20 protein-coding genes and 1 tRNA gene are annotated in these 26,956 nt (G+C 39.8%); 10 read left to right on the top strand and 11 right to left on the bottom strand.

Annotation, left to right across the window (positions count from 1 at the left end; all coding sequences use genetic code 11):
• Positions 1-9: 9 nt before the first annotated feature.
• Positions 10-861 (top strand): SPFH domain-containing protein, encoded by an 852-nt coding sequence (locus DS737_RS03535; protein ID WP_004640495.1) that lies wholly within the window; start codon positions 10-12, stop codon positions 859-861.
• A 53-nt stretch (positions 862-914) separates the two neighbouring features.
• Here DS737_RS03535 and DS737_RS03530 read toward each other — a convergent pair whose 3' ends face one another.
• Positions 915-1,826, bottom strand: a complete 912-nt coding sequence (locus DS737_RS03530) for a polyprenyl synthetase family protein (RefSeq protein WP_004640497.1) — start codon at positions 1,824-1,826, stop codon at positions 915-917.
• A gap of 113 nt (positions 1,827-1,939) precedes the next feature.
• Complete coding sequence (gene prpF / locus DS737_RS03525; RefSeq protein ID WP_113996781.1) at positions 1,940-3,127, bottom strand: 2-methylaconitate cis-trans isomerase PrpF; 1,188 nt, start codon at positions 3,125-3,127, stop codon at positions 1,940-1,942.
• 367 nt (positions 3,128-3,494) lie between these two features.
• On the opposite strand from prpF, the gene DS737_RS03520 reads away from it, so the two are divergent.
• Together DS737_RS03520 and DS737_RS03515 are read left to right on the top strand one after the other, a co-directional pair.
• Positions 3,495-4,853, top strand: a complete 1,359-nt coding sequence (locus tag DS737_RS03520) for an amino acid permease (protein WP_005083094.1) — start codon at positions 3,495-3,497, stop codon at positions 4,851-4,853.
• Between the two features lie 70 nt (positions 4,854-4,923).
• Positions 4,924-4,999, top strand: a tRNA-Arg gene (locus DS737_RS03515).
• A gap of 1 nt (position 5,000) precedes the next feature.
• Here DS737_RS03515 and DS737_RS03510 read toward each other — a convergent pair.
• Positions 5,001-6,281: an OprD family outer membrane porin gene (locus DS737_RS03510; protein WP_113996780.1), complete on the bottom strand. Its 1,281-nt coding sequence runs from the start codon at positions 6,279-6,281 to the stop codon at positions 5,001-5,003.
• 29 nt (positions 6,282-6,310) lie between these two features.
• Positions 6,311-7,660: an MFS transporter gene (locus DS737_RS03505; protein ID WP_113996779.1), complete on the bottom strand. Its 1,350-nt coding sequence runs from the start codon at positions 7,658-7,660 to the stop codon at positions 6,311-6,313.
• A 398-nt stretch (positions 7,661-8,058) separates the two neighbouring features.
• Between DS737_RS03505 and DS737_RS03500 the strand changes: the two genes are divergently transcribed.
• From DS737_RS03500 to DS737_RS03480, 5 genes are all read left to right on the top strand, one after another.
• On the top strand, positions 8,059-9,735 hold the full coding sequence (locus DS737_RS03500; protein ID WP_113996778.1) for an arylsulfatase: 1,677 nt from the start codon (positions 8,059-8,061) through the stop codon (positions 9,733-9,735).
• A 10-nt stretch (positions 9,736-9,745) separates the two neighbouring features.
• On the top strand, positions 9,746-10,708 hold the full coding sequence (locus tag DS737_RS03495) for a formylglycine-generating enzyme family protein (protein ID WP_171287574.1): 963 nt from the start codon (positions 9,746-9,748) through the stop codon (positions 10,706-10,708).
• 1 nt (position 10,709) lies between these two features.
• The gene (locus tag DS737_RS03490) at positions 10,710-11,897 is read left to right on the top strand and encodes an OprD family outer membrane porin (protein WP_113996777.1); all 1,188 of its coding nucleotides are present in this window, start codon (positions 10,710-10,712) and stop codon (positions 11,895-11,897) included.
• A gap of 193 nt (positions 11,898-12,090) precedes the next feature.
• The gene (locus DS737_RS03485; protein ID WP_113996776.1) at positions 12,091-13,167 is read left to right on the top strand and encodes an aromatic ring-hydroxylating dioxygenase subunit alpha; all 1,077 of its coding nucleotides are present in this window, start codon (positions 12,091-12,093) and stop codon (positions 13,165-13,167) included.
• Between the two features lie 12 nt (positions 13,168-13,179).
• Positions 13,180-14,124 carry a PDR/VanB family oxidoreductase gene (locus DS737_RS03480; protein WP_113996775.1) on the top strand — a complete coding sequence of 315 codons (945 nt, stop codon included), beginning with the start codon at positions 13,180-13,182 and terminating at the stop codon, positions 14,122-14,124.
• A 42-nt stretch (positions 14,125-14,166) separates the two neighbouring features.
• Here the strand turns inward: DS737_RS03480 and DS737_RS03475 are convergent, their stop codons facing one another.
• Positions 14,167-14,853, bottom strand: a complete 687-nt coding sequence (locus DS737_RS03475; RefSeq protein WP_005083105.1) for a GntR family transcriptional regulator — start codon at positions 14,851-14,853, stop codon at positions 14,167-14,169.
• 174 nt (positions 14,854-15,027) lie between these two features.
• A complete protein-coding gene (locus DS737_RS03470) occupies positions 15,028-15,582 on the bottom strand; it encodes a phosphatase PAP2 family protein (protein WP_113996774.1) in 555 nt (184 codons plus the stop codon).
• A 147-nt stretch (positions 15,583-15,729) separates the two neighbouring features.
• Between DS737_RS03470 and DS737_RS03465 the strand changes: the two genes are divergently transcribed.
• Positions 15,730-17,190, top strand: a complete 1,461-nt coding sequence (locus tag DS737_RS03465; RefSeq protein ID WP_113996773.1) for a coniferyl aldehyde dehydrogenase — start codon at positions 15,730-15,732, stop codon at positions 17,188-17,190.
• Positions 17,191-17,231: 41 nt separating this feature from the next.
• On the opposite strand, the gene DS737_RS03460 is transcribed toward DS737_RS03465, so the two are convergent.
• From DS737_RS03460 to kdpA, 5 genes are read right to left on the bottom strand one after another with little or no spacing between them, the layout of a single operon-like run.
• On the bottom strand, positions 17,232-17,942 hold the full coding sequence (locus DS737_RS03460; RefSeq protein WP_113996772.1) for a response regulator: 711 nt from the start codon (positions 17,940-17,942) through the stop codon (positions 17,232-17,234).
• Between the two features lie 9 nt (positions 17,943-17,951).
• Positions 17,952-20,594, bottom strand: coding sequence for a sensor histidine kinase (locus DS737_RS03455; protein WP_113996771.1), 2,643 nt, complete (start codon positions 20,592-20,594; stop codon positions 17,952-17,954).
• 13 nt (positions 20,595-20,607) lie between these two features.
• Positions 20,608-21,219, bottom strand: coding sequence for a potassium-transporting ATPase subunit KdpC (gene kdpC, locus DS737_RS03450; protein WP_113996770.1), 612 nt, complete (start codon positions 21,217-21,219; stop codon positions 20,608-20,610).
• A 9-nt stretch (positions 21,220-21,228) separates the two neighbouring features.
• Positions 21,229-23,238: a potassium-transporting ATPase subunit KdpB gene (kdpB, locus tag DS737_RS03445; protein ID WP_113996769.1), complete on the bottom strand. Its 2,010-nt coding sequence runs from the start codon at positions 23,236-23,238 to the stop codon at positions 21,229-21,231.
• 13 nt (positions 23,239-23,251) lie between these two features.
• Entirely contained in the window at positions 23,252-24,955 is a 1,704-nt protein-coding gene (gene kdpA / locus DS737_RS03440) for a potassium-transporting ATPase subunit KdpA (protein WP_113997952.1), read from the bottom strand.
• A gap of 477 nt (positions 24,956-25,432) precedes the next feature.
• Between kdpA and DS737_RS03435 the strand changes: the two genes are divergently transcribed.
• On the top strand, positions 25,433-26,872 hold the full coding sequence (locus tag DS737_RS03435) for an outer membrane protein transport protein (protein ID WP_113996768.1): 1,440 nt from the start codon (positions 25,433-25,435) through the stop codon (positions 26,870-26,872).
• Positions 26,873-26,956 lie beyond the last annotated feature (84 nt).

The raw sequence follows: 26,956 nt of genomic DNA, 5'->3' as shown, positions 1-26,956 counted from the left end.
GGGTTTCAAATGTCTGTCGGTACTATAGTTGTCATTGCGTTTTTAGCATTTGTTGCGACAACCATTTTCAAAGGGGTACGTCTCGTTCCTCAAGGCTACAAATGGATTGTCCAACGATTAGGTAAATACCATACCACTCTACAGCCAGGTTTGAATTTCGTGATTCCGTATATTGACGAAGTCGCTTATAAAATCACCACCAAAGATATTGTTTTGGATATTCCTTCGCAAGAAGTGATTACCAGTGATAATGCTGTATTAGTGATGAATGCTGTGGCATATATCAATATTACAACACCTGAAAAAGCAGTCTATGGTATTGAGAACTATAACTGGGCGATTCAGAACATGGTTCAAACTTCACTGCGTTCAATCGCTGGTGAAATGGCTTTAGATGATGCTTTGTCTTCTCGAGATCAGATCAAAGCGAAGCTTAAAGCTGCGATTTCTGACGATATTGCAGATTGGGGAATTACCCTTAAAACGGTTGAGATCCAAGACATTCAACCATCACACACTATGCAATCAGCAATGGAAGCCCAAGCTGCTGCTGAACGTCAACGTCGTGCAACCGTAACTAAAGCAGATGGTGAGAAACAAGCTGCGATCTTAGAGGCAGATGGTCGTTTAGAAGCTTCTCGTCGTGATGCAGAAGCACAAGTTGTTCTTGCTGAAGCATCTAAACGTGCAATTGAAATGGTAACAAGTGCAGTTGGCGACAAAGAAACGCCTGTTGCTTACTTACTTGGTGAGCAATATGTTAAAGCCATGCAAGAGTTATCAAAATCAAATAATGCGAAAACAGTGGTGTTACCAGCCGATGTACTCAATACAATTCGTGGATTAATGGGCAAACACTAAACCATGATTCTCTAAAAAAAGCGGCAAATTTGCCGCTTTTTTTATTTCTTAGATTAGCTTTTTCGAGCAAGCAAAAAGTGTGAAATAGCAGTTAACTCCTGCGCTTGGTCACCAAAATACGCCAATGCATCAAAAGCCTGATCATGTAAAGTCTGAGCATAGGTTTTAGCCTGTTCCAAACCCATCAGTGCAGGATAAGTTGATTTCTGTACTTGTTCATCCTTGCCCGCAGTCTTTCCTAAAGTTTCAGTACTGGCGGTAATATCTAAAATATCATCTTGCACTTGGAAAGCTAAACCAATGGTTTGCCCGAATTGACGTAATTTCGGAATTGCTGGATCCGTCCCTGCAAAAACAGTAACTGCCCCCATCATGATCGCAGCCTGAATCAATGCCCCTGTTTTATTACGATGAATATTTTCTAATTCAGTTTGATCAACTTGTTTTCCTTCGGCTTGTAGGTCTAAGACCTGCCCAGCAACCATTTTTGAACTCGCAGTTGCCAAAATCTGGACTTGTTTAAGCACAATCGCTGCATCTGTTCCCTGCCCTTGCTCATCAAATAAACGACTAGCCAAAATCTCAAATGCCATCGATTGCAAAATATCTCCTGCCAGCAATGCCGTGTCTTCACCAAATACCACATGACAAGTTGGTTGACCACGACGTAATAAATCATTATCCATACATGGCAAATCATCATGTGCCAAGGAATAACAATGAATTAACTCAACGGCAACGGCAGCACGGCGAACTGCAGCAAAATTATGATTTGGTTTTAACGAAGCTGTGGCATAGCACAATGCTGGACGAACACGCTTGCCCCCAAGCATGACTGCATGATGGACGGCTGCTTTTAACGGTTCTGGAATAGAAAATGCAGCTAATGCAGTCAATAAATCTTGTTGAATACGTTGTTGAGCTTGTTTTAAAACATCCGCATTAACTGGAGAAATAGATGACACAATTGCCTCGAAATATTGAATAAAAAATGATATGACAAGATTTGTCGGAATGTCGACATCATATCATCAATTTCGAGGAAGTCCCCCTTATAACAGGGGGATTTATACAGACCTTAGAAACTATCTCCTGGAACGCGCACCCAGCCTTCCATTAATACGCGCGCACTTCGACTCATAATGGCTTTTTTTACTGACCATTTACCATCAATCAATTCTGCCTGCGCACCAACACGCAATGTTCCTGATGGGTGACCAAAACGTATCGCTTCTCGTTCACCACCACCTGCGGCTAAATTAACTAAGGTACCTGGAACTGCAGCAGCAGTACCGATCGCAACAGCAGCTGTACCCATCATTGCATGGTGCAGTTTCCCCATAGAAAGGGCACGTACCAGCAAATCAACCTCAGTTGCCTCAACAGATTTTCCGCTTGAAGAGATATATGTTTTTGGCTTAGACACAAAAGCGATCTTTGGCGTGTGCTGACGAGATGCTGCTTCAGAAATATCTTTAAATAACCCCATTTGCACAGCACCATAAGCACGAATCTTTTCAAAACGAGCCAGCGCTGTCGCATCACTATTGATATGATCTTGTAACTCAGTCCCTTGGTAGCCAATATCTTCAGCATTTAAGAAAATAGTTGGAATACCCGCATTAATAAAAGTCGCTTGGAATGATCCAATATCAGGTACATTGAGTTGATCCACCACATTTCCTGTAGGGAACATATCGCCGCCATCTTCACCATCATCCGCAGGATCTAAAAACTCAATCTGAACTTCTGCTGCGGGGAAAGTCACACCATCGAGTTCAAACTCACCTGTTTCTTGAACTTCTCCGTTAGTGATCGGCACATGTGCAATAATGGTTTTTTGGATATTTTTCTGCCAAATACGTACCGTACAAATACCATTTTCAGGGATACGCTCAGCATCAACCAGACCATTGCTAATCGCAAATGATCCAACTGCTGCAGTTAAATTACCGCAGTTACCACTCCAATCTACAAAAGGCTGGTCAATTGAGACTTGCCCAAACAAATAATCTACATCATGTTCTGGCTCAGAGCTTTTTGCCAAAATCACGGTCTTACTTGTACTAGAAGTTGCCCCACCCATCCCATCAATTTGCTTAGCATATGGGTCAGGACTGCCGATCACACGGAGAAGGAGTTGATCACGCGCTTGGCCAGCCACTTGTGCTGATGTCGGCAAATCATCTAATTTGAAAAAAACGCCCTTACTTGTCCCCCCACGCATATAGGTAGCAGGGACTTTAATTTGTGGGACTGAGCTCATTTCATTTCATCCTTTTATCGTGTTTTCGTACAATAGCGATTTCATTTAAAATTACTGTACAACAAGCCAAAATACTTTATAACCTATTTTTCTAAGCCAAATATCATGCTTAAATTATGCCCTGTATATTCATTGGATCGGCTGTGTTTGACAATGGCAACAAAATAAAAAATTGTGAATTAAACAGCAAGAGCTATTTCTAGTTGTTTAAACATTCATCTTTGTTTATTTTACCATCGATTCAAATATAGGATTTTCAAGGATTTTTTAACACTACTTTCCAGTCATAGCCTAACTGTTGTTTTACTAGGCGAAAATCTTTCAATCTATTAGAATAATCCACTTATTCCTCGTCGAGCTCAGTCCTTTGAACAACGATACTTCTCAACTTCAGCGTGGACTAAAAAACCGTCATATTCAGCTCATCGCCATGGGTGGGGCAATTGGTACGGGCTTATTTTTAGGTTCTGCACAAGTGATCCAGTCTGCTGGACCATCTATCATTTTGGGTTATGCAATTGGCGGTTTGATCGCATTTCTAATCATGCGTCAACTCGGCGAAATGATCGTCGAAGAACCCGTTGCAGGTTCATTTAGCCATTTTGCGTATAAATATTGGGGTAAATTTCCAGGTTTCCTATCGGGTTGGAACTATTGGGTTCTCTATATCTTAGTGGCTATGGCAGAACTTACTGCTGTCGCAAAATATATCAATTACTGGTGGCCTCATATTCCTGCATGGTCATCTGTATTGTTTTTCTTTCTTGTGATCACCGCGATTAACCTTACTAATGTAAAATTCTATGGTGAATCCGAGTTTTGGTTAGCGATCATCAAAGTAACAGCCGTGATAGCCATGATTCTATTTGGTTTGTTCTTGATCGCTACCGCTGATGCAAACTCAACTGCGTCATTTAGCAATCTTTGGACACATGGTGGCTTTTTTCCAAATGGTTTTGAAGGCTTGTTCTTCATGCTGGCTTTCTTGATGTTCGCTTTTGGTGGTATTGAACTCATCGGGATGGCTGCGGCAGAAGCAAAAGATCCAAAGAAAACCATTCCGAAAGCTATTAACCAAGTGGTATTTCGTATCCTGATTTTCTATATCGGTTCATTGACGATCCTTCTGTCATTGGTTCCTTGGAATCAACTTGATTTAGGTGGTCTCGATAAAAGCCCATTTGTGATGATTTTCAGTCAAATGGGCATCGGTTGGGCAGCACACTTACTAAACTTCATCATTCTAACCGCCGCATTATCTGTTTATAACAGTGGTATGTATGCAAATAGCCGTATGCTCTATGGTCTAGCTCAGCAAGGCAATGCGCCAAAAGTGTTCACAAAAACCAATAAACAAGGCGTGCCAATTCCTGCTGTTTTGCTTTCTGCTTTGTTGATTTTTGGCTGCGTACTTTTAAACTATTTTGTACCAGAAGAAGCACTTGGTCATTTGATGTATGTGGTTGTTGGGGCGTTGGTTTTAAACTGGGCGATGATCAGCTTAACGCATCTTCAGTTTATGAAAATGATCAAGAAAACTGGTCTGAAAACAAGTTTCCCTGCACTTTGGGCACCATTTAGCAATTATTTAGTATTAGCATTTATTGCTGTGGTTCTCTTTATCATGTGGCAACAAGGCTTTAAAGAGTCTGTGCTTATGATCCCTATTTGGATTGTGCTCATGCTTGCGCTATATAAAGTTCTCAACCCAAAATCCAAAGATTAAACAGTTGGTCGCTTTAATCAAAAAGTGATTGCTTCGGCAATCACTTTTTTGTTTATAATCATTGCACTATGCGCTCATAGCTTAACTGGATAGAGCAGTTGCCTCCTAAGCGACCGACGTGGGTTCGAGTCCCGCTGAGCGCACCAATTAAAACCTAAAACTATAATCAATGTTAAAACGCATTTCATTCGCTGAATGGAAAACCATATTCGTTGGCATATCATTACGATAATGGGAAAAACGGGCTCTCATCCCTAAACCTTGTAATTTACCTTCAGGGATTTTATACCCCAGATCGAACTCAATTGATTCCTCTTTAAAACGTTGACCTCCATATTGGAGTAAATCAATATCTTCCCCTTTTGCATATCGTGTCATAAAACGAAGACCATTTAGTGGAATATCACCTAATTGTGCATTTTTGAAATCATATTCATAACGAACTGAATAGACTTTTTCATCCTTATTCGAATAATCCGAACTCATAAAATCAAGCACAACAGGACTTTCTGTTCCCGATAAAAATGGTAATCCCGTCGAACCAAACGACTGCATATATCCCAAAGAAATCGTATGATTTTGATAATTCAAACCAAATAAACCACTCAAATGACGGTTATCCACCTCTCCGATTTGTTTGCTTCCCATTTCAGCACTATTAAAAAAACGCACATCACTTAAAAAATTAAGTTGTTCGTTTAAGGCTTGTTTCCCGTTAAAACCTAAAAATTGTTGCTGGTAAATATCTTTAAGTTCTGCATGATAAGCGCGTAAACGGTAATCTTTTAATTGATAATTTCCCCCGAAGCTATAAAAATGGTCGGTCTTTGCTGATTTATCAAAACGTTGGTTAATATTATCTATACCCACCTCTGTATAGCGAATCGAGTCGCGTTGTCGCACTTCATCTACATAAAACCCCTCTACTTGAAGATTTGGAATTTCATTTGAAACAAAGCGCACCCCGCGATAAGTCTGGGGAAATAAACGTGCTGGCGATGAAAATATAGTCGGCAATTGTGGAACGAGATCCCCCACAAACAGCTCATTTTTTCTGAATTTTGCCTTTCCAGTAACCCCAATTTTTCCATAATAGTCATCACGAGAATTATCCGCATTGACCTGCAATAAACCACTACGGGCATAGTCATCTGCACGATTGCCCATCAAGTTAAAGCCTGCCATCGCTAATACATCAAGACCGAATCCTACGCTACCCTCGGTATAACCTGACTGTCCTTTTAAGATTAAACCCTGTGCCCAATCTCTGACGGCGGTATAGGGATATGGATCTTGCTTATAGTCTCGGTCGAAGTAAAAATTTCGAAGTGTCAGCTCTGCTTTACCATCTTCAATAAACTCGGCATGTGCGATCTGGCTAAATAACGGGCACAAGCATATCCCCATCCATACAGATGTCTTTTTCATTTTTTCTCAACTATTTAATTTTTTAGGATTTAAGGTGCTGTTTTAAGGGAGTAATTTTGCTCTTTTTTATTCCTGTAAAAAGCATTACCCAAGCTTAAAATCAAGAAAATAGCTAAAATAAAGACCACACCGTAATAAGCATAAAGCGTGGCTGGAGCGATACCTTTATCCAGAAAAATGCCTGCAACTGTTGGTGATAAAATTGCACCAATACGACCAAATCCAATGGCATAACCTACACCACGACTACGGATTTCAGCATCATAAATTGTCGGTGAGATTGAATATAAGCCTGCTACACAACCATTGATAAGCGTTCCTAATAGCAAACCAACCACCAGCGCTATACTGACATGCGTTGATACTGCAACAAATAAGAATACACAAACTGCCGTTAACCCTAAGAACAGGCTTAATGCGTAGAAAATTTTGATACGTGAAGCAAGTAATCCGATGATTGCCGCACCAAAAATCCCGCCAATACTAATTAAAATTCCGGTCGTCACACCCTGATCAGCTGACATTCCCATTGAAAGTAAAATTTTAGGTGTCCAGCTCATCACAAAATAAAAACCGAACATTACTAAGAAAAAAGCAAACCAAAGGCAAAGTGTTTGGAAGCGAAGATGACCATCAAATAGCTTGACCAACTCCCCTTTATTTCCCGTGGTACTGGTTTTTACTTGGTGTGGTAAAGCAGACAGAGTACTTCCCCCTATTCTCTGCATCGTTATATTAATTTGCTTTAATGCTTGTTTCGGTCTTTTTGCCAACAAATAATCCAGTGATTCTGGCAGCAACCAGATGCTCACAAATAGCATCATGATCGTCGCAATCCCCCCTGCCAAGAAAATTGAACGCCAACCCAATTGTTCAATCAATGCCAGTGATAATACGCCTCCCAATGTCGCACCGATTCCATAACCAGTAGACATTAAACTCACTGCAAGACTTCTCCATCGCCCATTCGCATACTCACTTGCTAAAACATTACTACTTGCCAAAATTCCGCCGACACCAATACCCGTGATAAAACGAAGTATTGCTAAGGTATGGTGATTGTCTACAAATGCGCAAGCCAACATACTTAGACCAGAAATAACTAAGCAAGATAAAATCAATAAACGACGACCCACTTTGTCTGCAAAAGGCGCTAAAAATATTGAACCAGCAGCCATTCCAAACAGGCCTGCACTCAAGAGCAATCCGATTTGTGCTCCTGACAAAGACCACTCCATAGACACTGAGGGCGCCGTAAATGCCATGACCATAACATCAAAACCATCGATAATATTTAGACAAATACAAATTGAAATCACGAACCATTGATAACGGCTCATCTTATTTTGGTTTATTTCACTTAGAACATCTCGGTTCATGTGTATATCTCCAACACTGGATAAAATACACATACATCAACGCAAAAGCGTGCGATGGCTGATCATGCATATCCCTATCCAAAAATTTATTAACATTGTTTGATTTCACAAACCGCATGCTGTCGATACGTTTTACTAAGCATCCTGCTTTTTTTATAGTGAATATATGGATCCAAAAAATCAATGGTTTTTAACAAACAATTTAAGAATATAAAATTAAATACATGTATTTTATAAAATTAAATATAAAAATCACCAATACCAAAAAAACATTAAAATTATTAAAATTAAATATGGATCCATTTAAAAAAATAAATTATGCTTTTAGCAAGCCTATTTTTTAAACAAAGATAGCTTTTTGAGTGCAAGACGCACCAACCACACCAAAGGATTGCAATATGAAGCTAAAACAATTAGCCCACTTAACACTGGGGATCACTCTTCTTGGACACACCCTTCCAATAGCTCATGCTAAAACGACTCAAACACCAAATATCATGATCATTTTGGCAGATGATTTAGGTTTTTCAGATATTGGTGCTTACGGTAGTGAAATCAAAACACCAAACATTGACAGCCTGCTAAAACAAGGAAAAATGCTTTTTAATTTCCACGCTTCATCAATGTGTTCACCAACTAGAGCACAACTCATGACTGGTGCTGACAATCATCTCGTGGGTTTAGGCGCTATGTATGAAACCTCTAAACGCCAAACAGCACGGGTAGGTGAAAATAGCCCGCGCGCGCTACTTAAAGTCGATGGTTATTCTGGGCATTTAACCCCAAATGCCTACACACTAGCTGAGATTCTTAAGCACAAAAATTATTATACGTTCATGGTGGGTAAATGGCATTTAGGTCATGCGCCAGAACATAATCCTCATGCACGTGGTTTTGATCACTCCTTTGTTCTACTAGATGGATTCGACTTACACTTCAAAGATCAACCTAAAAACTATCCACGCAAAGTTCAATATACCGAGAATGGTCAAAAGACCGAATTGCCTGACGACTACTTCTCTACCGATTACTTTACTCAAAAAGCTTTTGAATACCTCGATAAAAACAAACAAAAAAAACCTTTCTTTGCATACCTTGCATACACCGCACCTCACTGGCCAATTCAAGCACCTGATGCGTATTTAAATCTCTACAAAGGGAAATATGACCAAGGTTACGATGCTATCCGGAAACAACGCTTCGAAAAGCAAAAAACGTTAGGACTTATTCCTGTTAATACAAAACTCCCAACACAACAAGGCAATCAAGCACTCAACACCAAGAGCTGGTCAGAACTATCACCAGAAGAGCGAAAATATGAAGCTCGAAAAATGGAAGTGTATGCAGGGATGATCACCCAATTGGACGATCGTATTGGCGATGTTATCCAGTATTTAAAAAAGCATAATCAATATGAAAATACACTCATTATCTTCATGTCAGATAATGGTGCCGAAGGAGGAAATCATAATTTCCCAATGGGTGAAGCAGACAATAGCTACGAAAATATTGGCAAAGCCACCTCCTATGTATATATGGGTTCACGTTGGTCAGAAGTGAGTAGCACTCCCTTCACCTATTGGAAATCAGCAGCTTCAGAGGGTGGTGTTAGAGTTCCATTCATAGTCAAATATCCACAACACCTCTCCAAAGACCGAGGAATTAATAATCATTTTGCAACTGTTCGCGATATTTTTCCAACCGTAATGGAGTTAGCAAATATTGAATCTGATCACCTCTATCCAGCATCAAACAAAAAAATCCAACCTTCAGGCTTTAGCTTAATTCCAGCCTTGAAAAGCAACAATGCACGTATCCGACCAGTAAACTATTACGACTTCAAAGAACTGCATGGCAGTCGCTATGCAAAGAATGATGAATGGAAACTCGTAGAAAACTCTCCTTCGAAATTTAACAGTCAAGGCTGGGAACTCTACAACCTAAAAAAAGATTTTAATGAACAGCATAATGTTTTTACCCAGCACCCAGATATCGTAAAAATTTTAAATGATAAGTACTTAAAATATGCCGATGAAAATGGTGTTGTCGATTTCGAACAATATATAAAACAATAGGAGTTTGCTGATGAAGACAATCATCATGCTCTTACCACTCCTATTCATATCTGGATGTCAAAAGCATCCACCTGACAAACACATGACTTTAAATCTAGGCGACATGTCAAAATGTTTAAATTATTCTGGCATGCCTCCTAACTGGTCAAACGACAAAACTACAGGCATGGTTCAACTACCTGCAGGTCAAATACAACTAGGTACAACAGAGGGTTATGCTGATGAAAAACCTTTCAAACAAGAGCTCACCTCCGTCAAATCATTTTGGATTGATGCAACTGAAGTAACAAATGCTCAGTTTGCTGAATTTGTACAGCAAACTGAATATATAACAGATGCAGAAAAACAAGGTGGTGCAGCCGTATTCATTCAGCCCACTGCCCCTGTAACAGAAATGCAATGGTGGGCTTTTAAGCCAGATGCCAATTGGAAGCAACCATGGGGGGCAAATAGCAACAAGCACCCACTTCCAAGTGAGCCTGTACGCCTAATCACATGGAATGATGCCTATGCTTATGCACATTGGTTAGGACACGACCTACCAACAGAACTTGAATGGGAATATGCCGCCAAAGGATTTCAACAACAATCAGATATCGGCCCCACCCATCAAGGACATACTACTGCAAACTACTGGCAAGGTGAGTTTCCTTATCAAAACACCCAACAAGACGGTTTCAATGAAGTTGCCCCCGTTGGCTGTTTTAAGGCAAACCCCTTTGGTCTATATGACATGATCGGAAACGTGTGGGAATGGACTCAAACCCCTTATACCGGAGTAAGAGACCATCATATGGGAGATCCAGCCACTTATAGACATGACCCCAACAGCATTTTGCAATACACCATCAAAGGAGGCTCTTATCTGTGTGCAAGTAATTATTGCGCACGTTATCGCGCTGCTGCGAGACACCCTCAAGAGCTAGATTTAGCAACGAGTCACGTTGGATTTAGAACCGTAAAAAGGAATTAACATGAAATACTTATTAGCTTATGGGATGCTTATCCCAGGGATCACTATTGCCTGCTGTTCTGCATACGCAACCGAAACTTTTAATTTTCAAAATGAGCTTAGTTTTAAAACCTTTAGTTTTGAACGCGACTACAAAGATGATCCAAGTGCAAATTCAAACAGCTTGAGCCAAGGCTTGCTTTATCGTGGTGACTGGTCAGTAAAATTGAATGACGTCCAACTTCATCTTATGCCAAGCTTACAATACGCCTATCGACTCAGTTCCGATCAGCATTCAAATGACTTTACCTTACCATTTGATGCAGACACAAAACAACAAGCCCAGCACTACAGCAAATATGGATTAGGCATGGGGGTTGAGTACAAAGACTTTCACATCAATATTGGCGAAATCATCCCGAATACACCACTAACACCACAAGTAGACACCCACCAATTAAGAGTTAATTACAAAGGTGCTGAATTTAAATATCATCAACAACAACAAAATTTCACGCTCGGATTTATCAATCAGTATTCACCACGAAATGAAGAGGACTATAGGAAACTGGCTATTTCGCAACAAGAGTCCGATGGTTTGTATTTTTTTGAATGGAATGGGAAAAAGCCACAATATAGTTGGAAATTCTACAATGGCTATTTAACCGATATCATTAATCAAAGTTACTTGGCCTTTGATTACCAGTGGTCAGACCAACACAATACAAAATTCCGCATGTTTCAACATACCGACATTGGAGATGCAAAATTAGGTCAATATAACAACACATCCTTAGGCGCAATGCACTTTATACAACATGGTAACTTTACTACTGGTATAGGTTATCAAGAAAACTTTGGTAAAAATGGGATACCTAAACTCGATGGATTACCCATTCCACACATGATGAACTGGACATTAGGGGCATTTACTAAAGCCAATGAAAAATCCTATCACTTCGTAAGTAGTTATAATTTTAAAGACTATATCAAAGGACTGAAGATTACCTACAAATACATATATGGCGATTCATTTCAAACGAAAAATAAAGATGACTTCGAACAAGAGAGTGATTTACTCATCCAATATGATTTAAATCACTGGGTTAAAAACCTAAAACTCCTATTCTTGAACATCAACTATGATACAAAACATGGCAAAAGCCTAGATGAGCAAAGAATGATCATTCACTATACGGTAAAGTTTTAAAACACCACAATATGGATCCAATTAATAATTTTATTTCAAACCACCCCACAAAACAAATCACTTAAAAAGACAAAAATAAGTCTAATTAAGCATAAATCACCCCTTAAAGTTACAGTCAACCCAAAACCATGGGTTGACCAACTTAATTATTTATTATAAATTGGATCCAATAAGTGATAAGGAGACGTCACACATGTTTATTAAAAATGCTTGGTATGTCGCATGCCGTCCAGAAGAAATTCAAGATAAGCCTCTTGGTCGCACAATTTGTGGTGAAAAGATCGTTTTTTATCGTGGCAAAGAAAATCAGGTCGCTGCCGTGGAAGATTTCTGCCCACATCGTGGTGCCCCCCTGTCATTAGGTTATGTTGAAGATGGAAACCTCGTATGTGGTTACCATGGTTTAGTGATGGGATGTGACGGAAAAACAGTGTCTATGCCTGCACAACGCACCCATGGTTTCCCATGTAACAAAGCCTATGCGGTGATAGAAAAGTATGGGTTCATTTGGGTTTGGCCTGGAGAAAAGGCTTTAGCTTCAGAGTCGAAACTTCCTGTTTTAGAATGGGCAGAGCATCCAGAGTGGAGTTATGGAGGAGGATTATTTCATATTCAGTGCGATTACCGCCTAATGATCGATAACCTCATGGATTTAACCCATGAAACCTATGTTCACTCAAGTAGTATTGGTCAAAAAGAAATTGATGAAGCCCTACCTGTAACGAAAGTAGATGGCGATCACGTCATTACTGAGCGTTATATGGAAAATGTTATTGCACCGCCTTTTTGGCAAATGGCACTTCGTGGCAACAATTTGGCAGATGATGTACCTGTAGATCGTTGGCAACGATGTCATTTCTTCGCCCCAAGCAATGTACATATTGAAGTCGGTGTGGCACATGCTGGATATGGTGGCTATGACGCACCAAAAGATAAAAAAGTGTCCTCTATCGTCGTAGATTTCATTACACCAGAAACTGAAACCTCGCATTGGTATTTCTGGGGAATGGCCCGTAATTTCCAACCAGAAAATGCCGCACTCACCGATCAAATTCGCGAAGGCCAAGGCAAAATTTTCACTGAAGATTTAGAAATGCTGGAACAGCAACAACAAAATATTTTAAGCAATCCTCACCGAAAGTTATTGATGCTTAACATCGATGCAGGTGGTGTTCAGTCACGTCAAGTCATTGATCGTCTGCTTACTGAAGAAAGCACAACGCCTCCTGAAATATCTAAACATAAGTTTCCAAATATTCATGTGATTTAAAGGAAGATGAACATGGACGTAATGATTCATAAAATTCATCAACTCACTCCCTCAATTCGTGCATTTGAACTGGTGTCAGCGAATGGTACAACGCTCCCTACTTTTGAAGCAGGTGCACATATTGACGTGCATCTTAAGAATGGCTTAACTCGCCAATACTCAATTTCAAATAGCTGCAGTGAACGACATCGTTATGTCATTGGTGTACTACATGACGCCAATTCACGAGGCGGGTCGCGCTGTATCCATACCGAATACCATGAAGGTGATCTTCTACAAATCGGGGAACCCCGTAATTTATTTAAAATTCATCCTGAAACGAAACAAGCTATTTTATTTGCTGGCGGGATTGGAATTACGCCTATTTTATCCATGGCATATCGGCTTAAATCCGCTCAAATTCCATTCGAGTTACATTACTTCGTCCGCAGTCATGACATGATTGCCTTTTATGGCAATTTAACTGAACATTTTGGTTCAAACATTCATTTTCATATTCAAGATCAGCCTGGTACTGGTTGCGATATGTCACAGGTACTTCAGCAGAATGCTCCCGACAAACATCTTTATGTCTGTGGCCCTACAGGGTTTATGGAGTTTGTGACCAATTCTGCAGTACAAGTTGGATGGCAAACTGAACAGTTACACCAAGAGCATTTTGTTGCACAACTCGCAGATACTTCAAATAATGAAGCCTTTACCATTGAAGTTAAAGGTACAGACCGTCAAATCAAGGTGTTAGCCCACCAGACTGCCACCCAAGCTTTGATTGAACATGGTTTTGATGTACCAATTTCCTGTGAGCAAGGCATTTGTGGGACTTGTATTACTCGTGTAATCGAAGGAACACCAGACCATCGTGATGTATTTATGACCGATGAAGAGCATGCGCTTAATAACCAGTTTACGCCGTGTTGCTCTCGTGCAAAGTCGAAAAAACTCGTCATTGAACTGTAGTATTTTCGAGTTCCTTTTCACCTCTGCGTCAAAAGGAACTCATTAAGTTTCATCACTAAGAATACCAGTTAAGGTTTCACCCAATATCACCACACTACTATGTTCGCGCATAAGGGTTTCAGCACGTCCTGCTTGGCGATGTAATAACGCGTCATAAATTGAACAATGTTGGAGATGTGCATAATGCAATCGACGATATTCAGATAACGCCTTTGTTTGATCAAAAGTAATCGCTTGCGCTGATGCCATTGGCAATTGATTATTTTTTGCCAAAGCCTGTAATAGCGCTATATTCTGCGCCCCTTGAATAATCGTATCGTGAAAAATTACATTATAGTGGTGATAGCGCTCTAATTCAGCATCACCAAATTCAGTATGCTCATTAAAAAGCTGTTCTATTTCCTGAATGCATTCTTGCAAGGTGAGTTTTTGCTGATCAGTTAATCCTTGCTCTGCTATTGTTTTTGCTGCTAATCCTTCAAGCACACCACGAACCTCAAGTGCATCATGAATCAGTTTTCCGGAAATCTCTCGTACCGTATACCCGCGAGTTGGATTTTTTATTAACAGACCTTCCTGCTCAAGCAAACGAAATGCCATTCGAATCGGCTGCCTAGAGACACCTAGCAACTCCGCAGTTGGAATCTCAGCAATTCGACTTCCCCCTTCAATTTCCCCTGCGATGATCATTTTTCTGAGTTTAATTAAAACTTGTTGCCCTGAAGACATGCTTAATCACACACTATCTAAACCGATCTTTGATGCTAACAACTTCATCTATAAAATGAAAATATTATTTTCCTCTGGAATTTCTAACGTTCGAGAACTTAAATATATAAATTTGACAACTAATCTGCAAAATAAACCATAAAAGACGGAGCATTTGCTTCGTCTTTTTTAGCTTCAATTTAGCAAAGGTATCGCCTTGCGTAATCTCAACGTTAATATTCTTAGGCTGTAATTCACAAATAATACCAACATTAAACCGATTAGAAAGGCTCCAATGATATCGAAAGGAAAATGAACACCCACAAAAATACGTGATAACCCCACGATCAGACTAAACACTAACCCAATACCACCAATCAATTTAAAACCTGCCAATAAGTACGAGCACCCAATAATCACAATCGTTAATGTATGTTGGCTAGGAAAAGAAGAAGTTGAACCATGACCAATCAATTTATGTCCTAAACCGAGTTGAAATGGCCGCGGTGAATGATAAAAATAATCAACTAAATCACATAATAATAATGATATAAGTACGATAAACAGAGTTTTTGCAAATATTAAATGGTGCGTCTTCCATTGCAGTAATAACAAAAACACAAGAAAACTAATAAAGACTGTGTTTAAATCATTTGCCAAAAAGATCACAATTTGATCTAAGACTGGATATTGTAAAGCAAAAGCATTGATACTATGAAATAAATGAATATTTATATCGTTCAAAATCATCTCTCATCAATCTTTGATCGCTTATTTGATCGCAATGTATATAAAATTGATGAAAGAATTATGAATCCAGCACTGACCGACATACTTTGATAGATATAGATTACTAAGACTCCTTGAAATCAAAGATAAAAACATAGAAGGTAAAATATGAATCAAGCGCATTCACAACAATCTGAGTCACCTGCTCACGAGCATATGTATGCTATTTTCGCTCAACAATCTGCTGCTTTTGCTGCTCAACCCTACCCAGACTTAGACACACGGCGCAGTAAGTTATTCAACCTCAAAAAGCAAATTATTCGCTATCAAGATGTTATTGCTGCTGCAATCAATACTGACTTTAGCTCTCGCTCTATCGATGAATCAAAACTATTAGATTTACTCGGCTCAGTACTCGAAGCGGAACATGCAATTCGGCATTTACGTAAATGGATGCGCCCAAGCAAACGCAGTACAGAATTACTTTTCTTATCCAATCGTTTACGTGTGCAATACCAACCCAAAGGAGTTGTTGGCGTTGTTGTGCCTTGGAATTTCCCCGTTTATTTGGCGTTAGGACCATTAATCGCAGCGATTGCAGCAGGCAATCGAGTCATGGTTAAACTGCCAGAAATTACTCCTGCAACAAATGCGGTCATGAAACGCATGCTTGCTGAGGTTTTCACTGAAGACGAAGTTGCTATTTTTGGTGAAGAAATCACAGACCCTTCATTATTTACAACCCTTCCGTTCAATCATATTGTTTTCACTGGATCACCAGCGATTGGCCGCGTGGTGATGCGTGCGGCAGCAGAAAACTTAACTCCAGTTACCTTAGAACTTGGCGGTAAATCACCTGCTTTGGTGAGTCGTCACTATCCTTTGGCTGATGCAGCAATGCGAATCTTACATGGTAAAGCAACCAATTGTGGCCAAATTTGTGTTGCACCTGATTATGCATTAGTACCGAAGGAAAAAATCAATGCCTTTGTGGAAGAATGTAAATCATATTTTTCATCGATGTATGGCGATAATATTTCAAAAAATACCAATTACACGTCTATCGTCAATGATCGGCATTTAAAACGATTACTCAAAATACTTGAAGATGCTAAAGCAAAAGGTGCAGAGATCATCACATGCGGGGACTATGTTCCAGACCAAGATGGGCGTCGCATGCCTGTACACATTGTCTTAAATTGCACACCAGATATGCGGATTTTAAAAGAAGAGTTATTTGGCCCAGTTCTTCCGGTAGTTGCATATGATGCAATAGATGATGCGATTACATATATCAAAACAGGTGAACGTCCATTGGCACTTTATTGCTTTACCCATGATGCCAATGAACGCGATCATATCTTAAAACAAACGCATTCAGGTGGCGTCACAATCAATGATTGGGGATGGCATGTCGTGAATCATGATGCGCCTTTTGGCGGTATCGGCAATTCAGGTATGGGAACATATCATGGCGTAGAAGGGTTTCGTGAACTTTCACATGCAAAAACAGTGTTTGCTCGTCATCGCTTTTTCCCAACGCAATTATTCTATCCACCCTATGGAACTTGGGTACAAAAACTTGCTTTGCATTTCTTTTTGAAAAAAGGCGATCCAAATTTAAAATAAATATCCATTACCCAAAAGAGAGTTAAAACTCTCTTTTATTTTCAGGTGTCAGATTGCCCTTGAAAACGTAATCCAACACCTGCAATTGTAAAAATATACTTGGGACTGATAGCTGAATCTCCAATTTTGGTTCGAAGTTTTTTGACTAAGATGCGGAGATAGTGAGTATCCTCTTCGTGGCTAACACCCCATAGCTCAGTCATGATTTGTTTTTGGGTAACAATCTTTCCTTGGTGGCGAATCAGTAATGCCAAAAGCTGTAATTCTTTTTTAGTTAGAATGATTTCTTCGTTTTCAACTCGAACAATATGTTCAGCAATATCAACAAATAGTTCCCCATCGTTAAACACTGTCTTCTGCTCTAATGTTGGCGCTTTATTACGAAACAAGACACGCATACGCGCGCAGAGCTCCTGAATACTGAAAGGCTTGGTAACGTAATCATTTGCCCCCGCATCCAGTAATTTAATTTTTTGGTTTTCATCAGGTCGAGCAGAAAGCACAATGACTGGAACATCAGACCACTGACGCAATTCTTTCAGTACGTCATGGCCATCCATATCAGGCAACCCCAAATCCAGAATCAAAAGATCAGCACCTCGTGTAGCTAAAATCTCTAAACCCTTCATACCATTTTCAGCAACTTGCACTCGATAACCTTGCGCCCGCAAAGCAATATCCAAGAATTTTCGAATTTGTGGTTCATCATCAATAATAAGAATTGAAGCTTGAGTATTTAATGTATGAGGCATGAAATCATTTTAATCCTGATGTAATGGTAATCGTATTCTAATTAAAGTGCCTTGACCATGCTTGCCGCTCAATGCTTCTATCGATCCCATATGTGCACCGATAATCGCTTTTACTATCGAAAGGCCAAGCCCTGTTCCTGTTTTACCCCGATCACCTCTTTGCATGGTGTAGAACATATCAAAAATCTGTTCACGTTCATCTTCAGGAATACCAACACCTTGATCTTCAATCTCAATCTGTAAATAGCTTTCGACCAGCTGAATGTTCACCTCTATCGGCACATTATCTGGAGAGAATTTAGCTGCATTTTCTAAAACGTTAAAAATAGCTTGTTCAATTAAAGCGGGATGGACATACAATTGCGGCAGATCTTCAGCTAACTGAACCTGAATTTTGACTTGAGGTTGATAACGTTTCAGACGTTCAGTGGCGGAGCCAATTAATTCATCCACACCAATCCAAGCTCGACTGAGCGTTAAGCCTTGATGTCCCAAACGGGTCATATCCAAAAGGTTTTGAATATAACGGTCTAAGCGCTCACCTTCTATATGAATGGTATCTAATAACTCATCACGATCTGTTTTAGGCATTTGCTCGCCATAATATTTGAGCGTATCTGCTGAACCAATCATCGCAGCCAACGGCGAACGTAAATCATGTGATACCGATGAAAGTAAAGCTGAACGCAATTTTTCTGTTTCAGCCACCACTCTTGAATTTTCCAATTGTAAGGAAAGCTGAATACGGGACAGCGTTTGTGCAATATCATCAATCATTAACTCAGCCAAACGCTGTAGTTCAAAACTAAGTGCTTGTGGATGGTGTCGAAAGCGAATTGCAATAACCCCATGACTCTCGACTAGATTCAGTGGCTTAAACCACCACTCTGTCTGCGTTAAAGTATTGGTAAAACGTCCACAAGGTTTTGCATTTTTTTGAGCCCAATCTGCCGCGATTTGATCTTTCTCATTTAGAACCGAGATTTCACCAGAAACTTGAGTACCAACTCTTAGCCATACATATGCGTTTAATGAGCTTTCTAAGTGTTGCTTAGCTATATTTAGAACCTGTTGAATATCGACACAGCTGGATAACTTTCTTTCTAACTCCTGTAATTGTAGTGAAGCTGAATTGGCAGCGCGTAAACTCAAAACCTGAGCACGCAATTGATTTGCTAAGCGTCCGACCAAAAGTGCTGAAATAATAAAAGTAATAATTGTAATCACACCGCGTTCAGCACTAATCATAAATGTGAAGCGTGGTTCAATAAAAAAGTAGTTATAGAGTAAAAAACAAATAAATACGCTAGCAAGCGTAATCAACATTTTTGCTCGAATTGCGACAAGCAAGACCGTGACAATAAAAATTAACGCTAAATCACTATATCCAATAAATCGGTCACTGATCGCAGCAATCATCAATCCCAATAAAATAATGAATGAACTTTCCAATAATTCTTTATGGTCAACACTAAATTTCTGCTCAGACTGAGCCATATCAAGTAGTGAGTTTTTTAACTCCTGCGACTTAGACGTTAAGGGCTGAACAAAAGTAATCTCAAAGGGATGCTGTTTTTCTAAAAGTTGATCCGCAATATGATCTGAAAACAAACGTTGCCAAAATGATTTTTGTGGGCTTTTACCCAATAAAATATTGGATGCGCCACAATCATATGCTGCCTGTAAAATTGTAGCTGCAATATGATTGCTATAGAGTAAATGGGTATCAGCACCAAGCTTACGCGCTAGGTTGAATGCTTTGCTCACTGCAAAAGTCTGAGTATTTTCAATTTTGCTTTTTTGAATTGAAATCACACTCCAAGTTGCATTCCTCCTTTCAGCGATCCGATGTGCTCGTCTGACCAAATCCTCTGAAAATTCAGTTCCATCAATGGCTAACATCACATGATTTTGAATCGGAATAATTTGTCCCTGAGCTACAAATTTCTCCCGATAATCAATATCCACCTGTCCTGCAACCGTTTGAATCGCAAGGTCTCGTAAAGCCGTAAGATTGGCTGGCTTAAAAAAGCCTTGCAAGGCATGTGGGGCGACATCAGCTAAATAAATTTTGCCATGATGCATACGCTCCAATAGTTCAGGTACAGGCAGATCAACCAAGCGAATATCTTTTAATCTTTTTAATAATGCATCAGGCACTGTTTCAGTTACCCGAATGCCCGTAATTTGATAGACCACATCATTCAAACTTTCGAGATGCTGAATATTCAATGTGCTATACACATCAATACCTGCATCTAGTAACTCATTCACATCTTGCCAACGATATTCATGACGGCTATTGGGTACGTTTCGATGTGCAAGTTCATCTACCAAAACAATTTCAGGTTTCAACTTCAGAAGTTGATCAAGATCCATTTCATCTAAAAATCGATCTTGATACTCAACACTTTTTCTCGGAATTACATTTAACCCATGTATCAAAGCCTGCGTATCAGCTCGACCATGTGTTTCAACAATACCCACCGCCACATGATGCCCTTGCTGCATTAACTCATGTGCTCGAGTGAGCATGGCATAGGTTTTACCTACGCCTGGCGCTGCACCCAAGAAAATGGTCAGACGCCCAGATTGCTCACGTTGGCTATGCGCCAACCATGCATCTGCTTTGTTATTTCGATCGATTTGCATAGGCTAAGCTCTATCAACGTGAAGTTGATGATAACTGATCTAAAGCTAAGTTCAGTTGAAGCACATTCACCCGCGCCTGCCCATACAAGCCCAATTGAGCCGATTGAATCTGCTGTTGCACTAAATCTCTCACTTTCTGCTCGGATAAAGCACGTTGTTGCGCTACCCGTTTCACTTGTAATAAGGCACTTTGAGGTGAAATGTCTGGATCAATTCCACTTCCTGATGCAGTTACCATATCATGTGGAACTTGCTGCACTGTAATTCCATTTTTGTCTGCAAATTGAATCACCCGTTCCTGAATCTGTTGTTGTAATTCAGGATTGGAGAGTGCCAAATTACTTCCCCCAACCGCATCCGCATCATACGCGATGGCACTTGGGCGAGCGTGAAAGTAGTGATCACTCACAAAATTCTGTCCCACCAAGCTTGACCCGACAATTTTTCCATTTAACTCGATAACACTACCATTGGCCTGCTTTGGAAATAACAATTGAGCCAAAGATACACTCACACTGCAATACAATACGCCTGCAATCAGAAATCCAACCACAATTAAACCAAAACTAGAACGAAAGAGTGGTTGTGGCTCAGAAGATAGCGGAAAATTTTCTAATCTATTCATGGTGTACTCCTAAATCCACAACGACACAACAAGGTCAATCAATTTGATGGCAATAAACGGAAAAACCACGCCCCCTACACCATAGATCAGCATATTACGACGCAACAATTGTAAAGCACTGGCAGGTTTAAATTGCACCCCTTTAAGCGCTAAAGGAATCAACATCGGAATGATCAGTGCATTAAAAATCAATGCAGAAATCACGGCACTGCTTGGACTACCCAACTGCAAAATATTCAATACATCAAGCTGAGGAATTGCAACGGCGAACAGTGCAGGCAAAATCACAAAGTATTTAGACACATCGTTGGCTAAAGAAAATGTGGTTAAAGCACCACGGGTAATCAACTGCTGCTTACCAATTTCTACCACATCAAGCAGTTTGGTTGGATCAGAGTCCAGATCAACCATATTTCCCGCTTCTTTCGCAGCTTGCGTACCAGAATTCATGGCTAAACCAATATCGGCTTGTGCCAACGCAGGTGCATCATTGGTTCCATCTCCAACCATCGCCACCAACTTCCCTGCAGCTTGCTCTTTACGAATGCAGGCTAATTTATCTTCTGGGCGAGCTTCAGCAATATAATCATCCACGCCTGCTTCAGCGGCAATTGCGGCTGCGGTCAAAGGATTATCACCCGTAACCATGATGGTTTTAATCCCCATCTCTCTCAACAATGCAAAACGTTCTTTAATGCCTTGCTTAATCACATCTGAGAGTTCAATTACACCTAAAATCCTATCATTCAGTGCGACAACCAATGGCGTTGCACCTTTTGAGGCAACATGCTCAACACAAACATTCAATTCAATATTATTTTTAATAGTTTGATTGGTGAATTTAAGAATCGCATCTACTGCCCCTTTACGAATCTGATCTCCAGAAGCTAAATTTACCCCTGATAAGCGTGTTGAAGCACTAAACTGAATAAATTCAGCATCTTTAGATTCATGGATATTTTCTCCCATTTCTTTAGCTAAACTCACCACTGACTTACCCTCAGGGGTTGGATCAGCAAAAGATGTAAGCATCGCTGCTTGGCGTAATTCACTTGGACTCACACCAGTTAAAGGGTAAAAGGCGGTTGCTTGACGATCACCATAGGTAATCGTGCCTGTTTTATCCAACAGCAACACATCAATATCACCAGCAACTTCAACCGCCTTACCTGATTTCGCCAACACATTGGCTTTTAAGGCTCTGTTCATCCCTGCAATCCCAATCGCAGGCAACAAACCACCAATTGTTGTTGGAATGAGACAGACCAATAATGCAATCAACATCACCAGACTGATTTTGATTCCCACCATAGAACCAATAAACGGTAATGTGGCAACCACAACAATAAAAGTAATGGTCATGATGTTCAGCAAAATACTGAGTGCAATTTCATTCGGTGTTTTTTGACGATTTGCACCTTCAACCAAAGCAATCATGCGATCTAAGAAACTATTGCCTGCCTCATTACTGACACGAACAATAATTTGATCAGACAAAACCTTGGTACCGCCAATCACACCTGACCGATCCGTATTGGCTCCACGCAATACAGGCGCAGACTCACCTGTCACCGCCGATTCATTAATGGTGGCAAAACCTTGAATGATTTCACCATCTGCAGGCACGATTTCACCTGCTTTGATGATCACCAAATCATCTTTTTTTAATAAATTTGCAGAAATCACCGTTGGAGTAGCATTTAGATCAGCAATTTTATTTGCCATTAAGTTTTCACGGGCTTGGCGTAAAGAAGATGCCTGTCCACGCCCTTTAGCTTCTGCCACTGCTTCGGCATAATTGGCAAACAAAACAGTTACTAGTAAGATCAAGCTCAGTAAAATACCAAATCCAAAACTGGTGCTACCCATCAACGTCGCCACGATGCTTAACACCGTTCCAATCCATACACATGCCATCACAGGATTTTTAAAGGCATGCTGTGGTAATAATTTATAAAAGGTTTGCTGAATAATTTCTTTATTCAAGATATCCATTTGTGTCGCATTAGAGTGATTCATGGTATTTGCTCCACTAGATCTTTACAGATAAATAATCAGCAATTGGTCCAATCACCAACACTGGCATAAATTGCAAAAGCGTTAAAATCAGTACAATTCCGATTAGAGTCAGTGCAAATGTAGCCGACTCAATCTGTAATGAACCCTTGGTCTCATCTGCTTTAGGTTTGGTTGCTAAACTAACTGCAATTAAAACGGGAATGATCAACACGCTATAACGACCTGCTAATAACGCAACACTGGCGCTGAGATTCCACCATAAAGTGTTGTCGGCTAAGCCTTCAAAACCAGAACCATTATTGGCAAACGCAGACACATATTCATAAAAGACTTGGCTAATAGCATGCGATGCAGGGTTTGAATTTCCTGTTAAAGATGGGAAAGCGATAGCGATCGCCGTCAAACCAAGAATCACCACAGGTTGTAAAAGAATGACCAGTGCCAATAACTTAATTTCAGTGACTTCAATTTTTCGTCCAAATAATTCAGGCGTGCGACCTGTCATCAAACCTGCAATAAATACAGCTAAAAATAGATAAATAAAGAACTGTAATAAACCACAACCAATCCCACCCCAAATGGCATTGATCAGCATATTGGATAGCTCAACCAAACCCGTTAATGGTGAAGCTGAGTCATGCATCATATTGACCGAACCATTATTTACCTGTGTGGTTAGACTTCCCCACAATGCAGAGGCTTCAGCTCCAAAACGGACTTCTTTCCCTTCCATTAGCGCAATATTTGGAACCAATGACGATTTTTCAGTCCACAAAGCAAATAATGTTGAAGTCAATGACATCAACAGCATCGTGCCCAAAATCATCCACATCAATTTTTTGCGTTGAATAAAACGACCAAGCATAAACACAACTGACATTGGGATCAGTAAGATCGCTAGCATCTCCAACACATTAGATAATGGCGTTGGATTTTCTAAAGGCACACTACTGTTAGGACCATACCAACCACCACCATTACTCCCTAATTGCTTGATCGCGACCATTGGTGCAACGGGTCCAAGTGGAATATGTTGTGTCTGTACTTCTACTGCTTGATCTAAAACTTGGACGGTTGGACCAGCAGAAAGTGTTGATGGCACACCTTGAAAAGTCAGTAATAGAGAAAAAACTAAACCCAAAGGAATAAAGAATCTGAATAATGGTCGGATCATATCCATCCAATAATTTCCAAGATTAATTTGCGACGCATTTTTGAGTTCAACATTTTCCACAGCTTGATCTTTGGGCTGTAAAAATAAAGCTCTTAACATGGCTGTTAGTAAAGCCAAACCCATAATTGGAGATAAATATTGCAAACCAACAATCACTGTCATTTGCGACAGATAAGACAATTGAGCTTGTCCTGAATAATGCTGCTGATTGGTATTGGTCAAAAATGAAATGCTGGTGTGTAATGCCAGATCCCAATTCATGTTAGGGATATGATCTGGATTTAATGGCAACCAAGCCTGTGTCATCAAGATTGCAACACTTGTGGCTAAGAGCAAAACATTACAGGTGATAAAAGCGCCAAGATACTGCCGCCAATTCATACCCACTTGTTTCACATTCAAAATGGAGTAAATTGGTTGCTCTATCCATTTAAAAAATCGGTCGCTTCGCATCGGTTTTGCTTGCATCACATCGGCGAGATAGCGTCCTAAGGGATACGCTAGAAGCAATGCAAACATAAATACGGAAATAAATTCCCACATAGGTAATGCCATAAAAAAATAGTTCGGCATAAGTATGGAAATTGAGTGCGTAAATTCTCTATGTCAGAACAACTAAAATGCGTAAATTTTCTGTAAAATTTATATGAATATTTATTTGATCCTAAAAATATGCATTTTTAGCCAATACTGCAAATAAGATCGTATTTTTTACAAAAAATCTTTGACCTAAAAAAAATTTTTTTTATAGAATTTGCAAGAGTAATTTTTCATAAATATTTTATATATTTCATTATTTTATCAATAAAAACACATATGTATATAAATATTTATAGCATTTTTTTTGTTCAATTTCATCCAATCAATCGTACTAACTAGTTCATTTAGAACATTTACTCTTATTTTAATTATGGTATTTTTGTTACATGAAGTTATAGCCAATCAAATATGAATGACTTTTTCATGTCATTTCATAGCTTCTAAACTTAAGAATCTTAAAAGTTCAAGGAAAGATTTAAAATGAAATTAAAACACCTTAGCACTGCAATGATCTTAGCGACGTTACCTGCAACTGGAGTCTTTGCAGCAGCGTTAGACCGTTCGGGTCAGTCTATGTCTGCATTCTTACAACCAGGTAACTATTTTGAAGCGGGTATCTCGGTTCTAGATCCGACAGTTAAAGGACAAGAAGCAGGTGGAACTGCGACAAATCGTAAAATTGATGATATGGCTGGGGATTATTTTTTTCCAAGTGCAGCATTAAAACTTCAACTCACAGATAAATTCTCATTTGGTTTACTCTATGACCAACCTTTTGGTGCAGATGCAAAATACACTGGGGAAAATGTATTTGTATCTGGTCCAAATGACGGTGTTTTATCAGCAAAATCTATTGATGGTATTGTTACAAAAAGAGCGATTGGTGCTTTAGAAGCACAAGGCATACCTGTAAATGAACAATCTATTGCTCAGGCAAAAGCCCAAGTGCAAAGCAGCCAAGAATTCCAACAGCTTGCTGGTGCGCTAGAAGCAGCCAAAGGTTATCTTGGTTCAAGTACAGACAGTAATAATACGGAAGTCAAAGTAGATACTCAAAACTTAGCAATGGTTTTTGGTTTCCAACCAAATCAAAACTTTAACTTCTATGCTGGTCCAGTACTGCAAACCGTCAAAGGCCACGTTAACTTACGTGGTGAAGCATATAGTCTTTACAATGGCTATGATGCAAACATCAAAGAAACCACTGGTGTAGGCTGGTTAGCAGGTGCTGCTTATCAAATTCCAGAAATTGCCCTCAAAGCTTCGATTACTTATCGCTCTGAAATCGACCACAAAGTCAATATCAATGAAGATCTAGCACTATTGGGCTTCCCTCTATTGGGGGGTGTACTCACCGGTTTAGGGCTTGATGCATCACAACTTGCGGCTCTAAGTGCTGACAATAAAACCAAAATTACCACACCACAATCTGTAAATCTTGATTTCCAAACAGGTATCATGGCGAATACCGTTGCATTTGCTAATGTACGTTGGGTAAACTGGAAAGACTTCTCAATCACTCCTTACAAATTTGGTGAAGTAGCAAAATTAGTTGGACCAATCATTGGTCGTCCTGATGGTTTTAGTCTTGTTGAATATGCAGATGACCAATGGTCAGTAAATGCTGGTGTTGGTCGTAAACTTAGCGAGCAATGGGCTGGTAACGTTTCTGTAGGTTGGGATTCTGGTGCAGGCAATCCAATCACAACCTTAGGTCCAACAGAAGGTTATTGGAATGTCGGTGTAGGCGTTCAATATAGCCCTACTCCAGCGACATTTATCGCTGGTGGTGTGAAGTACTTCTGGTTAGGCGATGCTAAAGCGCAAACTGGTGCACAAGCTGGTAGCGATGACTATGTCGCGAAGTTCGAAGACAACAAAGCTCTCGCTTATGGTTTGAAAATCGGTTACCGCTTCTAATCCATCTCAATGAAAAAGACCGTCGCAAGACGGTCTTTTTTTTATCGACTGAATTTACCGGTTAATCAACTTTTAGAGTGATTA

Source organism: Acinetobacter haemolyticus (assembly GCF_003323815.1).
GTDB classification, from domain to species: Bacteria; Pseudomonadota; Gammaproteobacteria; order Pseudomonadales; family Moraxellaceae; genus Acinetobacter; species Acinetobacter haemolyticus.
The sequence above is the reverse complement of the archived record's forward strand: the minus strand, read 5'-3'. Positions and strand labels throughout refer to the sequence as shown.